We start from the raw sequence: 17,824 nt of genomic DNA, 5'->3' as shown, positions 1-17,824 counted from the left end.
AGGATAATATATTTTTGATTCTTACAGACTTAAGCGCCATCTCTACTTGATCTCAATTTTTTCAATAGTTTATTTTACAGTAAACAAGTCACCGTTAGAGTGTTATCTTTATTTTATTGTCATATACATAGAACCACTACCATTATCAGGTATTGAATCGATTAAAAACCAGCACAAACTAACATTTTGATAAGTTAATTGGCACATCTCTAATCTATCAAAGTTACCCATATATGAAATATTTGATAGACGACCAAATTAACAATGTTTCTAGAGACAAAAAAAAGGCCTCGCAATGCGAGGCCTTTGGTTTTCTATCTATCAGAAGAGATTAGTCGCGAAGTGCTGCGCCGAATTTCTCTGAAATTGAAGCTACGATAGCATCTACTGAACCAGCGATGTCTGCATCTTCAAGTGTGCGCTCTACAGACTGTAGGTTAAGCGCGATTGCTAGGCTCTTCTTACCTTCTTCAACGCCTTGACCAACGTATACGTCGAACAGTTTAGCGCCTGTTAGGAATTCGCCACCCGCTGCGATACACGCTTCTACGATGTCGCCAGAAGCTACTGCTTCGTCAACAACAACAGCGATATCACGACGGTTTGCAGGGAACTTAGATACTGCTACTGCTTCTGGAAGCACGCGAGTGTTGATAGCTGCCCATTCGATTTCGAATACGATAGTGCGGCCGTTAAGACCAAACTTACGCTCTAGTTCTGGGTGAACAGTACCAATGATACCCACTTCTTTACCGTTAGCCATAATCATTGCTGACTGACCTGGGTGAAGTGCTGGGTTGCGCTCTTTTGCTTCTGAAGAAAGAGATTTGAAGCTGTATGCGATTTCGTTTGCAGAAAGCTCAAGAACGGCTTCTAGGTCACCTTTAAGATCGAAGAAATCTACAGTGTTAGTTGCAATGTCCCAGTGCTCTTCGCCACGAGTACCAGAGATAACGCCCGCAAGCATCATTTCTTGGCGCATGCCGTTTTCAGCAGTTGCTTCAGGGATGAAACGTAGGCCTGATTCGAATAGACGAACGCGAGACTGTTGACGCTTCTGGTTGTGAACAACTGTGTTTAAAAGACCTTGGATTAGGCCAAGACGCATTGCTGACATGTCCGCAGAGATTGGGAATGGCAGGATTAGCGGCTCAACACCAGGTACAACAAGTTTTTGCTGTTCTGGTTCTACGAAGCTGTATGTGATTGCTTCGTGGTAGCCACGGTCTACAAGAAGGTCACGAACGCGCTTAAGCGGTTGGTTAGCTTCTTTGTGGTCATTCATTTTAAGTGCCGCTTTAGGCGCTTGGTTTGGAATGTTATCGTAACCGTAGATACGACCTACTTCTTCAATTAGGTCTTGCTCAATTGCGATATCAAAACGCCAAGATGGAGACGTTGCCGTCCAACCTGAATCAGTCGTTTCAACGTTACAACCTAGGCGAGTAAGAATTTCCACTACGTCTGTAGATGGGATTTCGTGACCTAGTAGGCTGTCTAGCTTAGCGCGACGTAGAGCAACTACGTTTGCTTTAGGAAGTGAGGCTTCAGATTCGCTGCCGTTTACTGGCGCAACTTCACCACCACAGATTTCAACTAGAAGCTGTGTTGCACGCTCCATTGCTGCTGCTTGAAGTGTTGAATCAACACCACGTTCGAAACGTAGAGAAGAATCAGTGTGAAGACCGTAAGCACGTGCGCGACCACGGATGTGATCCGGTGCGAAGAATGCTGCTTCAAGAAGTACGTCTGTTGTTTCAGTAGTAACACCTGAATCTTGACCGCCAAAGATACCAGCGATTGCTAGTGCTTTGTTTTGGTCAGCGATAACAAGCGTGTTGCTGTTTAGTTCAGCTTCGTTGCCATCTAGAAGTGTTAGCTTTTCGCCCTGCTCTGCTAGACGAACCACGATACCGCCTTCGATCTTAGCTAGATCAAATGCGTGCATTGGTTGGCCTTGCTCTAGCATCACGTAGTTTGTGATGTCTACAACTGGGTCGATTGAACGGATACCACAACGGCGCAGTTTTTCTTGCATCCAGATTGGAGATTCCGCTTTCACGTTTACGTTCTTAACCACACGGCCAAGGTAACGTGGACAAGCATCAGTTGCTTTGATTTCAACAGATACTGTGTCTTCAATGCTTGTTGCAACAGCGTCAACTGTTGGCTCTGTAACGTCTGCGCGGTTTAGTACGCCAACTTCACGAGCAAGGCCACGGATGCTGAAGCAGTCTGCGCGGTTTGCTGTTAGGTCTACGTCGATAGTTACGTCGTTAAGCTCAAGAAGCTCACGTACGTCCATGCCTAGCGTTGTGCCTTCTGGTAGCTCAAGGATGCCGTCAGACTCTACGTCGATACCTAGCTCAGAGAAAGAACAAAGCATGCCGTGCGATGGAACGCCACGTAGTTTTGCTTTCTTGATTTTGAAGTTACCAGGCAGTACTGCGCCAACTGTTGCTACTGCTACAGTTAGGCCAAGACGACAGTTAGATGCACCACATACGATGTCTAACAGCTGTTTATTTCCATCAAGATCGGCTTCACCGATATCAATTTTTGTAACTTGTAGTTTGTCTGCGTCTGGGTGCTGACCGCACTCAACCACTTTACCTACTTTAACGCCGGTGAAAACACCCGCAACAGGTTCTACATCGTCAACTTCCAAACCAGCCATAGTGATTTGGTGAGCTAGCTCTTCGCTGTTAATTGCAGGTTTAACCCACTCGCGTAGCCAAGATTCACTGAATTTCATAGTTTTGACTGCCCCGGATTACTTGAATTGTTTAAGGAAACGAAGGTCGTTCTCGAAGAACGCACGAAGGTCATTTACGCCGTAACGAAGCATCGTTAGACGCTCTACACCCATACCGAATGCAAAACCAGAGTATTTCTCAGGGTCGATGCCAACAGAGCGAAGTACGTTAGGGTGAACCATGCCACAGCCTAGAACTTCTAGCCATTTGCCATCTTTACGTTTCACGTCAACTTCAGCTGAAGGCTCTGTGAACGGGAAGAATGAAGGACGGAAACGCACTTCAACTTCTTCTTCAAAGAAGTTACAAAGGAAATCGTTAAGAATGCCTTTAAGTTGTGCGAAGTTTACGTTCTCATCAACTAACATACCTTCCACTTGGTGGAACATTGGCGTGTGAGTTTGATCGTAGTCGTTACGGTAAACACGACCCGGAGCAATGAAGCGGAATGGCGGTTTGCCGTTTTCCATCGTACGGATTTGAACACCAGAAGTGTGCGTACGTAGCATTAGATCAGGGTTGAAGAAGAAAGTATCGTGATCAGTACGAGCTGGGTGATCGTCTGCGATGTTTAGTGCATCAAAGTTGTGGAATGCATCTTCGATCTCAGGGCCAGACTCAGTGCTAAAGCCAAGCTCACCAAAGAACTGTTCGATACGCTCAACAGTGCGAGTAACTGGGTGAAGACCACCGTTCTCAATGCGACGACCTGGTAGGCTCACATCGATAGTTTCTTCAGCTAGTTTCGCTTCAAGCTCTGCACGTTGTAGTGCGTCTTTGCGAGCTGCGATCGCTTGTTGAACAGCACCTTTCGCTTTGTTGATCTCTTGACCAGCAGTGCGACGCTCTTCAGGTGGAAGTTTACCTAGGCTTTGTAGTTGAAGAGTTAGTTCACCCTTCTTACCTAAATACTGAACTCGCACTTCATCAAGTGCGACTAACGAATCTGCTGTATCAATAGCAGTCGTTGCATTAGCAATGATCTCTTCTAGATGTTGCATCATTTCCTCATCTACCATTTGGTAGTGTCCGTATCGGATGATTAGTTTTTTTAGATAGCTACACATAGTAATCAAACACGCAACCAATGCCAAATTGAATCGCTAAAAGAACAAGTTATTGCCTAAAAACACGGCAAATTTAACAGGATATTAATGAGGAGTAGGAAGAAGTGGAACAATTACAGGTTCCACTTCTTAATTTGGAAATGACCTGAAGGCTAGATCTGAATAGAACAAACGCTGTTCTTCCCTGCGTTTTTTGCTAAATAGACGGACTCATCCGCCGCTTTAATCAATTCGTTCATGGTTTCGAATTCTTGGGTCATTTCAGCGACACCGACACTAATACTGCCAATCCAAACTTGATGACTGGTTTCAACCTCTAATTCAGACACTTTCTGTCGAGCGGTTTCCGCGATGTACATCCCACCTTTAAGGTCGGTGTTTGGGCAAATAACCAAGAACTCATCGCCACCTAACCGGCAAACAATATCATCATTACGGAACGTGTTTTTCAGTTCACGCGAGAGGGTTTGTAGCACCAAGTCGCCTGCATCATGGCCGCTGGTGTCATTAATGCGCTTGAAGTGGTCGGCATCAATCATAATACACACTAAAGGCATGCCCAGTTCTTTGGAGTCTTGCCAATGCAGCGCTAACTGTTTAAAAGCACTACGACGGTTATGCAAATTAGTAAGAGAGTCGGTTAATGACAGTTCTTCAAGTCTCTTATTCGCTCGTTTTAATTCTGCCGTACGTTCCTCAACTTTATCTTCGAGTAACTGGTTGAAGCGTAACAACTGTTTGTTTCGTTCAGAGACTTGTTCAAACAGGCCGTTAAGCGCAGCCAACAGCGGGACAGTCGCAGAATCTTGCTGCTTTTCTTCCGCTTCAAAGGCTTGCAGAGGTGTCGCGCCCTCTTCTATCGCGGTCATTTGTCGCGCCATGTTTTGGTCGATGCCGAGGATGTGGTAAGCAAGCCAGTGGATCAATAAATCAAGTAACTGCCGTGCTGACGACTGTTCTTCTTCCATGATGAAAGCTTGCATACTGTAGATATCTTGCATAAATACACGATGCACTTTGATATGCTCTTCAATGTGTCGCTCATACACACCGCAATCTCTCATCAAAGATTCTTCTTCTTTAAAGTGAAATTCGGCATAGCATGTGAGATCGAGTAAAGCGACGTTTATGTCGTCGATAGAGATAGTGTTCTCTGACAACAGATTTCCGTAGTGGTTGATAATACCAACAAGATATTGATGCTGTTCATCTACAACACCAATGCCTGTTTCAAAGTTTTTATCCCAATTAAATGAATTCATAAATCCCTTAAGGCCGATACCACCAGCACGATTTACATGCATATTCGGAGGTTATAGATACTGAAAAAATATAACCATTTTACCTGTAGGTTTATTCGATTGTTTGATCCACTTTATAAAAAGACGACTTTGAACATTCTAAATATGGCTCATCTTAAATTTGAGACGTCCCCCCCAACAGGAACGCCCCACGAAGCTAACACTAGAAATAATATTCCAACGCCATCTCAACAAAGTCATCCTTGCGTGCGAAGAACAACAAGTCCTCTGGGGTTTCGTTCTCAAACAACCAAGCATTCAGTCGCCACTTGAGATTGTTGTTAATACGGCTCGATGCCTCTAGCTTGGCACTGTAGACATCACTGTTATCTAAGTCTTGAGTGATACCAGTAAGCACTTCGGTGCCGTCTTCATCGTTCAAAGCGAAACGGGCGCCAAGGAACACATCATTTTGGCCGATGGTTTGGGCATTGTTGCCTCGGCTGTCATACAGGTATTCAGCGATGAAGCCGATGTCCCAGTACGATTCAAGCGCCCCTACCCAAGTGTATTCAAAGCCTGTCGCCACGCCGGTATGGTTGTCGTAGCTGTCGCGATAAATGCTTTCCAGCTTCCATAACCAGTCACCGATAATGCCTTGAACATCCAATCCGAAGTGTTGCATTTGGGCGTAGTATGGCTTGAGTTGATTGCCTTCCACACGGTAATAAGGGTCGCGGTTTGTGCCGCCTAAGTAGCTTAAACCGACATCCCAATCACCGTACATTTGGCTGTAACGCAATGCCACATCAACGTGTTTTTCTTCTCGTGAAGATTCGTAAAGCGCATCGTCCGATACTGGCACGGTTGGCCTTAATCGACCGTCTTCGCCTGCGAAGGTACGCTCACGAAAATACGGCAGTAACATGGCGTCTATGGTGCCCCACTCTTTTATCGAGGTGAAGTGCACCATAGGCTGACCTAACTTGGATTCGCCATCGACCGATTCAATGGCATCGGTCTGGTTTACCACATCCACTAAATGCGCCGATTCGGTTACGCCCCAAAATACCTTTCCAACACCCGCTCGCAGTTCGTAATCATCCCAATAGGTTAAATACAAGGCTTCGCGAATATCACCATGAGTTCGTTCGTCGTCTTCACTGTCTAGGCGATAAAACGGGGTGAAGGTAATGCTGCCGTTGCCCTCTTGTTGCTCCCAGTAAAACTCTGGCTGCAACACCAGTGAGCTTTGTCCTTTGTCTTGCCCTTGTAAGCCGTCGCTAAAGAACTGCCTATGTTCAAGGTTAACCTGCCCTGCGATATCAGGACTAAAGCCTGCCGCCACACAAGGCAACGACACCTGCATAAGCCCGACGGTCGCCGCCAAGGTTAAGGATAATTGGGTTCCTGTTGCCACAATCCTTTTCATCTTCCTGCCTTATTTCGCACGTTTTAGTGTGTTCTTTTGGAAATCCTTGTCTTTAAGACCGGTCTGGAACACTAAATCTGTCGTGGTTAATACGGTGCTTTTGCCTGTTTGATGGTTTTGCATCGCCATGGTGTGTGCGCGCCAGTATTGGTTTAGGTACTGTTTGTAATCTTGGAACGATAGAGTTTTAAGCAGTGCGCCTTTGCGGTCGTAAAACTCGACTTTCATTGGGCGGTAGTGCTGTTGGTCTAGCCATACCTTTTGCATGGTGTAGCCTGAGTTTTTATCGGTCGGTACTTGCTCTAAAACAAAGGTGTCTACGCCTTCCAGTTTCGCGTCTTCAATGTAGTTGAAGGTGTACTTTTCAAGTTCAAACGAGCTTAAGTCCTCATACGCAAATTCACTGCCCATAAACGGGCCAGATTTGTTGCGTGAAGAGATGCGTTTTACACGCTTGAGTGCAGGAAGATACAACCACTGGTCATCGGATTTGGTGATGTGCGAATGGTTTAGGAAAGCCGTGCCTTTTACGTCGCGTGGTTCATCAAAAATGGTTAAGCCTTTGTCGCCATCGTCATCGACTTCCAAAGATTTCAATCGCATCAGACGTGTACTGCTTTCGCCCTGTTTGTTGCGAAGTAGCATTTCCATGGTTGCGACAGAATCGCCCCACCCGACATCGGCGGCTTTGCGTTGTTCGGCAATTTCTAAGCCTTTCGCTGGGTCTGCTAATGCTGGGAAAGCGGCGAATGTGCTCAGTGCCAACGAGCTAACAGTAAGTAATGTAGTAGCGAATGTTTGTTTAACGCTTTTCATAAATATCTCCTTGAGTCAGCCCACCGCAGCAGGCCGACGTTTCCTTATTTGGTCGAAGTAGTCAGTTCGGCTGTCGATCTAGGCTGCGACTTGGTATCTGGCTTTGATTCGTGCTGAGTTTTAGCTGAATAGTGGGTCTGTTTGTCGAAGATCATCAGTAAGCTTGGTAGCAAGATGAAATCGACCACCAGCGCAATGAAAATCACAATCGCGCTGAGTAAGCCCATGTCGGAGTTGAGTCTGAAGCTCGACATCGCCAGTACAGAGAAACCGGCCACTAGCACAACAGTGGTGATCCACAAAGCGCGACCTACGGTGTGGAAAGCGTATCGAACCGCTTCTTCTGCTGATTTCCCTTCGATTCTTGCGCGCTGGTATTTACTCAAGAAGTGCACCGCATCATCAACCACGATACCCAACGTGAGCGTGACCACGACTGACAAACCGAGGTTGATTTCACCTGAGATAAGCGCCCATAAACCAAAGCCAATGATCGCAGGCGCAATGTTGGGCACTAGGCTGATCATGCCTAAGCGAACCGAGCGCAATGCAAAGATCATCAAGCCAGAGATAAGCACTAGGGTGATAGGCAAAGTTGATAGCATGCTCGCCATGTTGGTTTCGCCAATATGAGCAAACATCAGTGACGGGCTCGAAGCCACCACTTCATATTGCGGTGCATTGGCTGCAAACCATGAGTAAATGCGCTCTTCGAGTTCGACTAGCTCAACGCTGCCAAGGTTATCGACGGTGAGTACCATTTTGATCGATGATTTATCGACATTGATTTGGTTGTTCAAGTCCAAACCGTACGGCAATGACATCTCGTAAAGCAGTAAGTATTGCGCGGCTAACTCTCGGTTAAGTGGCAGTTGGTAGTAACTGTTATCATCGCCGTGCATGTTCTTATTCAAACGCATGTAAACATCGGAAAGCGTGGCCACGTGGTCGGTTTCTGGTTGTACGCGTAGCCAATCAGTAAAGTCACCAATCGCTTGCAAGAACACAGGATCGGCAATCGCTTGAGACTCATTGGTTTTCACCGCAATACTGATGGTCGTCATGCCACTTACGGTCTGTTCCATGAAATCGGCTGCTTGTCTGAATTCGCTTGAGGTATCGAAATACTTCACCGATTCATCATTCACTTTGTTCAACGGAATTAACGCGGCTGCACCAACAATCACTAGAGTCGAAATAGGCAGCAGAGCTTTGCGGTTGGTCACCACAAAGTCGCCCAGTTTATCCATGAAGGTCACTTTGTTTTGTGCGGCCTCATTGGCTGGCAAGGTCTTCACTGGCAAGAGCTTTAACAGCGCAGGAAGCATGGTCACAGAGAGGAAACACGCGATGATCACGCCCAATGCCGACAAGTTACCGAAGTCTCGCAATACGGGAGAATCCGACATGTTCATCATCAAGAAGCCAATCGCGGTGGTGACAGAAGTAATCAGAATCGGCATCGCATTGAGCTTGATGCTGTATTGAATGGCTTGTGCTTTCTCCATACCGCGCTGCATCGCTTGTCTCATGGTCACAATCACGTGAACACAATCAGCCACCGCCAAAGTTAAAACCAAGGTTGGCACATTCACGGTTGCGGTACTCAAGAACATCCCTGCCCAACCAGACAATCCCATGGTGGCAACAATCGAAGAGATGATCACAATGAGCGTCGCCACCACACTAAAGAACGAGCGCAGCATAAAGGTCAGGAACACCAGTACCACCAACAGCATCAAGGGAACGAGCGTTGAGCTGTCTTCTTGAGCCGAAGTCATAAACGCGTTGTTCATGGCTATGATGCCCGCTTTAAGGAATTCGACATTAGGATACTGAGCTTGGTACTTGCCGATCATGGTATTGATTGCCGCAATCACCTCTTGCACTTCTGCGGTTTTGTCCACTTCTGGCAGTTGCACGGTGACGTTCACAATCGTCACATCGCCAGAGGCCGACACCAAGGCATTCTTAAGCAACGGTTCGTTAAGGGCGATCTGTTTTACTTTGGCGATGCGTTCTGGTGTGTGTTCGTACTCTTCATACAGCAAGTCTTCTACCAAAAGATCATCTTCAATGGCTTCGGTGTGCTGATAATTAGCAAGGGAATCGACACGGCTTGAATACGGGATCTGCCACGCATCAACCGTGAGATTTTGAATCAGGGTGAGAGTTTCAGGGGTGAAGACATTGCCATCTTCAGGTGCGACAACAATCGCAAGGTTGTCGGTTTTTGCAAAGGTGGTTTGGATTTCATCGAACGCCATCAACTGCTTGTTGGTGCCTTCGAAGAAGATGTTGTAGTCCCCTCTAAAGTAGAGGTTCTTAGCCCCTAATGCAGAGAGAATGATGATTGAAAACACCACCAGCAGAACGATAAACGAACGCTTGGTAGGTATTGAGTGCCAACTGTTTAGATCTGTGTTTGCGCTATCAGCATTAGGGTTATCTCGGTTTTGCTGATCGAACGTGGGCTTCTGGCTGTCATGTTTCATCACAGTCTCCATTTGTGACGATTCGTCATATTTGTGTCATAAAAAGCCTGCCGAAGCTGACAAAAGACACAATGCTTAGTCAAACACTCAAGAAAACAGCAACCACAGTCGGTCAGTCTCAAGTTTGTGACGAATCGTCAAAAATGGTTATTAATAAACCCACATGTGTGGGCTTAACGGAAGCTATCGACCTACAGACTCTAAGTAAGCGATCTCTTCACTGAACAGTTCTTGTTCTACACGACGCCAAGTTTTGCGGTAATCCCAGTCACTAGAAAGGGGCTGCCAATTGAGGCCGTCTAGAATCATGTTCGCGTTGTGTAATACTGAATACGGGTCTTGTAACCGCTTAATACAATGACTGTTTGATGCATTCTGTGACAAAGCATTTGAACCAAATGCGATTGACCAGTTAGCAAAAACGATGGCATCTGAGCCAACGCCAGAAGAGAACTTTAGGTCACCCGCTTCTACCGCTTGGTTAACCATAGAGTCGCATTGTTCAATCACCAACTCTTCCAGTTCATTCATCTCGGCGACGCGTGCACTAGACGCTTTCTCTAGTACCCACGGGCTTTTAGCCATGATCGCACAGGTTGATAGTACCGGTTCCATGCGAGCATAGATTCGGTAAGCAACGTGCAATGCGACGATCTTTTCACGTGTGTTGCCTTCAAACTCTCCAGAGCGAGCAAACATCATTGCTTCTGTCTTGAGAGAGTGAATACATAACGCTAAAACGACGTCTTCTTTGCTGCAAAAGTGATTGTATATCGTACCTTTAGAATAAGAGCTCGCTGCCGTTAGCTTGTCCATCGTGAGGTTTCCGAACCCTTGTTCTCGAACCAGATCTTTTGCTAACAACATCAACTCTACTTCTCGGTCTGCAATAGACTGCTGCTTTTTAGACAACACGCCTTTGCAACCAAAGATACCTTGTTTATCGCCTTTACAACCAAAGCCAAACATAATTTTTTAGTCCGTATATGAGCTTAGCCGTTATCTAAGCTTCGCCAGTATTTAAAACACTCCTATCCAATATATTAACACGAATAGTAAATTCATGTAGTTAACCATTTTGTGACGCTTCGTCATTTCTGACTTATCGTCATAATAGCGCAAATATTGATCATATCAAGGGGTTTTATAAATTAAATACATTTTGTGAATGGAAAGAGAATAAATGGGATATAGCTAAGAAAATCATCAATAGTTGACCTAAAGAGAAGACTTTAAAAGAAGACCTGTATTGTGACCAACAGAATGTGGACGCGAATTGGGCATTCTTAACCTAACAAAGAATGTCGGCACTTTAAGCTGCTATGCGTATTCATGCCCAATGATTCCTAGCTTAAACCACAAGAATGAATGACTGTAGGCTTACTTTATGGGGCAGACGTCTCCTTATGGTCAATATTTGGCTTACTAATGCCGTTTTCTGTTAAGTTGCTATAAATTCGGTAAGGGGTGACTTACAATAGTGACAACGACTTACCTTTTTTGAGAACACGATATTGAGCGCCAAATATTCTTATTTAGCTTGGCAAGTGAATACTTCTAGCCCTGCAGAAAAGCTGGTTTTATTGATGCTTGCAGACGGTGCTGACGAATTCGGCTACACCAATGTGTGCCTACAAACAGCAGGTCAACTTTGTGCTCTCTCTACGTTTGGTTTAGCCGACTGTCTTAAGTGTTTAGTCGACCAAGGTTTTCTCGATAAGGTAAAAGTAGATTATCGGGATAAAAAAGAGATTCACGTTTTCAAAATGCTCATTGAGCAAGAGCAAACTGCGGCGCACGTTGAGGTTCAACCGACCAATAGTATTCCGGTCTACTCTACGGCACCTGCACCTGCACCTGCACCTGCACCTGCACCTGCACCTAAGTTTCAGCCTGCTCCGGCACCAATGCAACATATGCAGCAGGCCCCTCGCCCACAAGGTCGAGGCTCAATGAACAGCAACACCGTCTCTACTCATGATCTCAACGAAGAAGAGATACCATCATGGGCAGAACGTGCGTTTAAATTCTCCGGTTTGACCGGTGACCATAGTTTAGTATGGAAGAAATTTGTCCTCTGGTATAAAGCCAAAGCCAATGAATTAATGCCATTATCTCGGATTGAATCCAAGCTGCAGTACTGGCTAGTTAACGAGAAGCAAAATGAAAGACAACAACAGCAGAAGACCTCTCAATATTCAGGAAATGCAGGACAAGCTCAAGGAAATGGGTATAGACAAAAGCTTAGCCCATCTGAACGCTTCAGGCAGCAGCTCATTCAAAAAGGCAAAAAGCCAACCTTCTGAGCCAGCTCAACCTGTTGTACCTGACGCTACAGGTCCATTAGTACCTGAAGTGATTGAAGCGCAAAGTACCGAAGTGAAAGTAGCGGCTGCACAAGCTGCGGATTCTGGTGCGTCTCAACAAGTACCTGTTGTTGATCAAGATCCTGCAGAGCTGGAACTAACCGATTGGTGTATTCACGTGTTCGGCTCTTTCTTGAGCGTGTACGAAACGCAGTGGGAATATCAGTACGGTAGTGAGCCAAGCGGTAAGTTCATTGAGTTTGCCAACTCTGTTGATTCAGACGGCCTTAACCGCGTTTTAATGCACTGCCACGAACGTATTCAGCTTGGCAACAGCTGGCCGCCGCAAATGGGTGAGCTGTGGATCCTGAAAGATTCTTTAACTGAAGAAGAGTTGCTGGATAGCCGTATCCGTGTGTTGTCTCGCACCGCTGCCAACAAAATTGAAAAATGGCTGATTCAGAACAAACTGTATGACTTGAAGCGTACGGCTGAAAACAAGCTGGATGGTCTGTTTAAGAAGTACTACTTGGAAGCAAAACGTTTAGATGAGAAAGGCATGCTGGAAACGGAGTTGCCGCAATTCCTGCTTGCCGCTAACTCAGTGAAAAACCTAAACGATTTAAAACGTGAAGAGTACGAAAGCCAGCACGGCAAAGCGATTAACCCAAGAATCCAGCGTATTCTGAACAGTAAAAAGTAACCGTCTACCCGCTGCCTGTTAGAAGAAAACAGAGTTGCAATTACACGGTTAACAGATACAAAAATGCCAGCTATTAAGCTGGCATTTTTTATTGAGTTCTTACGAACTCTTTAGCGACTAACCGACCGTTATTTACGATCGTCTTACTGATTAATTACAGTAGGTGGATAGTTGCGTTTAGAGAGAAAACGCCAGAGTCGTCATCTTTCATTTTGAAGTTTTGGTAGCTAGCGCCTACAGATAGTGGACCAAAGATAAAGTATTCAGCGCCTACAGCGTACATTACGTCTACATCGTCTTGCTTGAAGTTATCGCCTTTCACTTCGTATGAGTGAAGACCACCCTTCGCGTATACGTGAAGAGGACCGAAGTCGATGCTTGGTTTGATCGCTAGGTAAGCAGTGCTTACGTCAACACCTTGTTTAGCACGGTTGCCGTAGCTAACGTTGTCGAAAGAACCTAGATCCCAGTAACCCGCTTCAACACCGATTAGTGGAAGGATACCTGTACCTACGTGGATGCCCACCGCGTTTTCATCTTCACCAGCGAATGAGTTTTGACCACCCATTACACCGCCGTACAACCAAGAATCAGCCATTGCTGTTGAAGATGCACCTAGTAGTGCTAGTGCCAATAACGTTTTTTTCATATTCGACCTTTTTCGTCCTAGTGGCAGGCCTTGAGTGGTAATAAATTGCCACCAAGTCGCCCTGTATGTAATAACTATTCAATTAGTAATGCAATAAGCAAGATTTATACCCAAACCTTGCCATTGCGTCTAGCTTTATTCCTTTAGCAAGCATCAATCGCGTTTTTAACACGCTTATCTGATACTGGGTAAGGCGTACCGAGCTGCTGTGCGAAGAAGCTTACACGAAGCTCTTCTATCATCCAACGCACCTCTTTTACATTTTCTGGAACCGCGATCCCTTTTGGAATTTTATTCAGCAGTTCTTTGTAATCATTCATTACTGACTCAACTTTGATCATGTGAAGACGATCTTTGTTCGGGTCAATTGGCAGTTTTTCCATGCGGCGTTCAATCGCTCTCATATAGCGTAGAATATCCGGCAAGCGTTTCCACCCACATTCTGTGGCAAAACCCTTAAAAATCAAACCTTCTACTTGAGCTTTTATGTCAGAAAGTGCGAATGCCATAGAAAGATCCACGCGTCCTTTCAGCTTTTTACTGATGCTGAATGCCGTGGTTAGGATGGTTTCAACCTGTTGAGCAATCTCTACTACGGTATCACCCAGCTCTGCACGTACGTGTTCTTTCAGAGCTTCAAACTGCTCTGGTTCCCAAACCAAACCGCCCTTCTCTTCAATCAGCTTATCAATACCACAAGCGATACAGTCATCGATAAGATCGAGTACCTGTCCGTATGGGTTGAAGTACAAGCCAAGTTTCGATTTGTTCGGCAGGTTCGAGTGCAAGTATTTGATCGGTGATGGCACGTTCAACAAGATTAAACGACGCTGACCCGATTTCATTGCCGAGATTTGCTCTTGCTCGGTTTCGAACAGTTTGATCTCTACGCTGTCTTTAGAATCCACCAGCGCTGGGAAGGCTTTAACATCGTAGCCGCCGCGTTTCTGCTGATACACTTTTGGTAACTCACCAAAGCTCCAGGTATGCAGGTTCTGTTGTTCAATATCGTCGTCAGCAACCTTAGAAAGCGTTTCTTGAACCTTGTCTTTCAGACTTTCTTTTAGCTCATGCAGGTCTTTCTGTTCTTTCAGCTTACGCTTGCGATGATCTACAGCGCGGAATGTTACCTTTAAGTGCTCTGGAATCTGGTCTAACTTCCAGTCATCACGTACCACTTCCACACCCGTCATGCGGCGTAGCTCTTTCTCAAGAGAATCCAGTAACGGTGCTTCAAGCGGTGTCACACGTGCCAAGAATGCATCTGCGTAGTTTGGCGCAGGTACAAAGTTACGGCGTAGCGTTTTAGGTAGTGACTTAATTAGGCTAATCACCAGTTCCTGACGCAGGCCTGGGATCTGCCAATCAAAACCGTTTTGGTCAATTTGGTTCAAGATAGGCAGCGGAATGTGTACCGTTACACCATCGTTATCGTCGCCCGGCTCAAATTGGTAACTCAGCTTGAGCTTGATACCGTTTTGGTGCCAGAAGTTCGGGTAATCCAGATCGGTAACGTGGCTAGCATCACCGCGGAACAGCATCGATTTTTCAAAGTTAAGCAGCTCAGGGGTTTTCTGACTGGTCTTCTTCCACCATGTATCAAAGTGACGGCCAGAAACCGCCTCTTCACCAACACGCTGGTCATAGAAATCGAACAGTTCATCATCGTCGATCAAGATGTCACGACGACGCGATTTATGCTCGAGCTCTTCGACTTCTTGTAGAAGCTTACGGTTCTGCTTGAAGAAAGCGTGTTTGGTTTCCCACTCACCTTCTACTAATGCACTACGTACAAACAACTCACGGCTGACGGTGGCATCAATCGCGCCGTAGTTCACAAGGCGCTTAGGTACGATTGGGATTCCGTAAAGCATCACTTTTTCGTGTGCCATTACCGCTGCTTGTTTCTTCGACCAATGTGGTTCGCTGTAACTGCGTTTAATCAGGTGTTTCGCTAGCGGTTCAATCCATTCAGGTTGAATCTTCGCGATAACACGGCCCCAAAGTTTTGAGGTTTCTACCAGCTCCGCAGACATGATCCACTTAGGCTGTTTCTTAAATAGGCCAGACGCAGGGAAGATGTGGAAGCGTGCATTACGTGCACCTTGATACTCATTCTTCTCTTGGTCTTTCATACCGATGTGCGAAAGCAGACCTGATAGCAGTGACATGTGAATGCCATCGTAGCTGCCCGGTTCTGTATTCAACTTAGTATCTAGCTCACGCATTGCTTGGTGAATTTGGAAGTACACATCTTGCCATTCACGGATACGTAAATAGTTGAGGTAATCTTGCTTACACTGTTTGCGGAACTGGTTACTCGACAATGCTTTTTGCTGCTGCTTGATGTAATCCCATAAGTTCACAAACGTGATGAAGTCAGACTCTTTATCGAAGAAACGCTTGTGCTTGTCATCAGACGATTGTTGCTTATCTGATGGACGCTCACGCGGATCTTGAATCGACAACGCAGACGCGATCACCATCACTTCGTGTAGGCATCGGTTACGTGGCGCTTCAATTACCATACGCGCTAAACGTGGATCGATAGGCAGTTTTGCCAGCTTACGACCAATCGCGGTTAGCTTCTTCTTGTCGTCGCCGTGGTTCTTGTTTTTGTTCGCTGACGGTTCAACGGTGGCGATCGCACCAAGCTCTTCAAGCAGCCTTACACCATCTTGAATGTTGCGCTTATCGGGCGCTTCAACAAATGGGAACGCTTGAATGTCGCCTAGACCAAGCGCTGTCATCTGAAGAATTACAGACGCTAGGTTAGTACGAAGGATTTCTGGGTCAGTAAACTCTGGGCGTGATTCGAAATCTTCCTCTGAGTACAGACGAATACAGATACCTTCCGCAACACGACCACAACGACCTTTACGCTGGTTAGCACTCGCTTGAGATACTGGCTCAATCGGTAGACGTTGTACTTTAGTACGGTAGCTGTAGCGGCTGATACGCGCCGTACCCGGGTCGATAACATACTTGATGCCCGGAACGGTTAACGAGGTTTCTGCCACGTTGGTTGCCAGAACGATGCGTCGACCAGTATGAGACTGGAAGATACGGTTCTGCTCACCCGCCGATAGACGCGCGTAAAGCGGGACAATTTCGGTATCACGAAGGTTGCGTTTACTTAATGCATCTGCGGTATCACGAATTTCTCGCTCACCGTTCATGAAGATCAAGATATCGCCAAGGCCTTCATCACACAGCTCATCAACGGCTTCAAAGATGCCTTCGATTTGGTCGCGGTCTGAATCACTTTCATCACCACCTAATGGGCGGTAACGCGTATCAACTGGGTAAGTACGACCAGACACTTCAATGATCGGTGCATTGTTAAAGTGCTTAGAGAAACGCTCTGGATCGATGGTTGCCGACGTGATGATCACTTTCAGATCAGGACGCTTTGGCAGTAACTCTTTCAGGTAACCCATGATGAAATCGATGTTCAGGCTACGTTCGTGCGCTTCATCGATAATGATGGTGTCGTACTGATTTAAGAAACGGTCGTGTTGAATCTCCGCCAGTAGAATACCGTCGGTCATCAGTTTGATTTGGGTATTGTCAGAAATCTGGTCGTTGAATCGAACCTTATAACCAACGAACTCACCCAGCTGTGTTTCCATCTCTTCAGCAATACGGTTCGCAACCGAACGCGCCGCAAGACGACGGGGCTGAGTGTGACCAATTAAGCCAAAGCGGCCGCGGCCAAGCTCAGAACAGATTTTTGGTAGCTGAGTGGTTTTACCCGAACCCGTTTCACCCGCCACGATAACCACTTGGTTTTCAGCGATGGCTTTCGCGATGTCTTCGCGCTTTTGGCTAACCGGGAGAATTTCTGGGTATTCAATCGTTGGTTTCTGTGCCGCACGCTGAGTTGCCGTCATCATCGACTTAGCAATGTCTAACGCAATCTCATCAAAGACAGCGTGCTTAGCTTGTTCGTTCTTAATTTTGCTCGCACCAGCAATTCGCTTACTCAAACGGAAGCGATCGCGTATCATACATTCGTTGAGCGCTTTACGAAGAGAGGCTGGGCTATTCTGAGATGATTTGTTGTTTGTCGCTGATTGTTCAGCAGATTTTTTCGATGCAGCTTGGTTTGGCTTGGCTTTGCTCTGTGAAGAACTTGGCTGTGCTGCATTCTTGTTGTTATCTGCTTTTTCCGGAGACGAAGTCAAAGCGTGTCCTATTCTTGTACTTATTAAACTCGCGCGATTATATCACAAGTCTCAAACAAAAAAGCCTGACAGCAAAGGGAAAACCTTTAGCTATCAGGCTGATTAATCTCGCTAACACTCGCAGGAGCTATGAAAGCGCGGTCAAATGTAATTCGTACTTAGTCAACTCTGG

General features: G+C 46.1%; 11 protein-coding genes. 2 read left to right on the top strand and 9 right to left on the bottom strand.

Annotated elements, in window-relative coordinates; genetic code table 11:
* Positions 1-331: 331 nt before the first annotated feature.
* The 7 genes from pheT to AB4493_RS19010 form a co-directional block, all read right to left on the bottom strand.
* The gene (gene pheT / locus AB4493_RS19040) at positions 332-2,755 is read right to left on the bottom strand and encodes a phenylalanine--tRNA ligase subunit beta (protein ID WP_372155604.1); all 2,424 of its coding nucleotides are present in this window, start codon (positions 2,753-2,755) and stop codon (positions 332-334) included.
* An 18-nt stretch (positions 2,756-2,773) separates the two neighbouring features.
* Positions 2,774-3,757 (bottom strand): phenylalanine--tRNA ligase subunit alpha, encoded by a 984-nt coding sequence (pheS, locus tag AB4493_RS19035; RefSeq protein WP_004734764.1) that lies wholly within the window; start codon positions 3,755-3,757, stop codon positions 2,774-2,776.
* Positions 3,758-3,975: 218 nt separating this feature from the next.
* Complete coding sequence (locus AB4493_RS19030; RefSeq protein WP_029236452.1) at positions 3,976-5,085, bottom strand: GGDEF domain-containing protein; 1,110 nt, start codon at positions 5,083-5,085, stop codon at positions 3,976-3,978.
* 202 nt (positions 5,086-5,287) lie between these two features.
* On the bottom strand, positions 5,288-6,496 hold the full coding sequence (locus AB4493_RS19025; protein ID WP_017060449.1) for a hypothetical protein: 1,209 nt from the start codon (positions 6,494-6,496) through the stop codon (positions 5,288-5,290).
* Positions 6,497-6,505: 9 nt separating this feature from the next.
* Positions 6,506-7,312, bottom strand: coding sequence for an outer membrane lipoprotein-sorting protein (locus AB4493_RS19020; protein WP_372112970.1), 807 nt, complete (start codon positions 7,310-7,312; stop codon positions 6,506-6,508).
* Positions 7,313-7,356: 44 nt separating this feature from the next.
* Positions 7,357-9,819, bottom strand: coding sequence for an RND family transporter (locus AB4493_RS19015; protein ID WP_372155603.1), 2,463 nt, complete (start codon positions 9,817-9,819; stop codon positions 7,357-7,359).
* Between the two features lie 171 nt (positions 9,820-9,990).
* A complete protein-coding gene (locus tag AB4493_RS19010) occupies positions 9,991-10,776 on the bottom strand; it encodes a TetR/AcrR family transcriptional regulator (RefSeq protein ID WP_004741595.1) in 786 nt (261 codons plus the stop codon).
* A 545-nt stretch (positions 10,777-11,321) separates the two neighbouring features.
* Between AB4493_RS19010 and AB4493_RS19005 the strand changes: the two genes are divergently transcribed.
* Together AB4493_RS19005 and AB4493_RS19000 are read left to right on the top strand one after the other, a co-directional pair.
* Positions 11,322-12,113 carry a hypothetical protein gene (locus AB4493_RS19005; protein ID WP_102321034.1) on the top strand — a complete coding sequence of 264 codons (792 nt, stop codon included), beginning with the start codon at positions 11,322-11,324 and terminating at the stop codon, positions 12,111-12,113.
* The gene (locus AB4493_RS19000) at positions 12,034-12,816 is read left to right on the top strand and encodes a hypothetical protein (RefSeq protein ID WP_136974838.1); all 783 of its coding nucleotides are present in this window, start codon (positions 12,034-12,036) and stop codon (positions 12,814-12,816) included. Before AB4493_RS19005 ends, AB4493_RS19000 begins: the two co-directional genes overlap by 80 nt.
* A gap of 154 nt (positions 12,817-12,970) precedes the next feature.
* Here AB4493_RS19000 and AB4493_RS18995 read toward each other — a convergent pair whose 3' ends face one another.
* Together AB4493_RS18995 and hrpA are read right to left on the bottom strand one after the other, a co-directional pair.
* Positions 12,971-13,465, bottom strand: coding sequence for an outer membrane beta-barrel protein (locus tag AB4493_RS18995; protein ID WP_017060444.1), 495 nt, complete (start codon positions 13,463-13,465; stop codon positions 12,971-12,973).
* Positions 13,466-13,608: 143 nt separating this feature from the next.
* Complete coding sequence (gene hrpA / locus AB4493_RS18990) at positions 13,609-17,652, bottom strand: ATP-dependent RNA helicase HrpA (RefSeq protein ID WP_136974815.1); 4,044 nt, start codon at positions 17,650-17,652, stop codon at positions 13,609-13,611.
* Positions 17,653-17,824 lie beyond the last annotated feature (172 nt).

This window comes from Vibrio sp. 10N.222.55.A1, from assembly GCF_041473835.1.
Lineage (GTDB): Bacteria > Pseudomonadota > Gammaproteobacteria > Enterobacterales > Vibrionaceae > Vibrio > Vibrio crassostreae_C.
Note: the sequence above shows the minus strand (reverse complement) of the source record. Positions and strands in the feature narration are given on the sequence as shown.

Bases quoted from the DNA above. Each gene is read 5' to 3' on its own strand.
- AB4493_RS19020 (WP_372112970.1), bottom strand. From the start codon at position 7,312: ATGAAAAGCGTTAAACAAACATTCGCTACTACATTACTTACTGTTAGC.
- AB4493_RS19015 (WP_372155603.1), bottom strand. From the start codon at position 9,819: ATGGAGACTGTGATGAAACATGACAGCCAGAAGCCCACGTTCGATCAG.
- pheT (WP_372155604.1), bottom strand. From the start codon at position 2,755: ATGAAATTCAGTGAATCTTGGCTACGCGAGTGGGTTAAACCTGCAATT.
- pheS (WP_004734764.1), bottom strand. From the start codon at position 3,757: ATGCAACATCTAGAAGAGATCATTGCTAATGCAACGACTGCTATTGAT.
- AB4493_RS18995 (WP_017060444.1), bottom strand. From the start codon at position 13,465: ATGAAAAAAACGTTATTGGCACTAGCACTACTAGGTGCATCTTCAACA.
- AB4493_RS19025 (WP_017060449.1), bottom strand. From the start codon at position 6,496: ATGAAAAGGATTGTGGCAACAGGAACCCAATTATCCTTAACCTTGGCG.
- AB4493_RS19030 (WP_029236452.1), bottom strand. From the start codon at position 5,085: ATGAATTCATTTAATTGGGATAAAAACTTTGAAACAGGCATTGGTGTT.
- AB4493_RS19000 (WP_136974838.1), top strand. From the start codon at position 12,034: ATGGGTATAGACAAAAGCTTAGCCCATCTGAACGCTTCAGGCAGCAGC.
- AB4493_RS19010 (WP_004741595.1), bottom strand. From the start codon at position 10,776: ATGTTTGGCTTTGGTTGTAAAGGCGATAAACAAGGTATCTTTGGTTGC.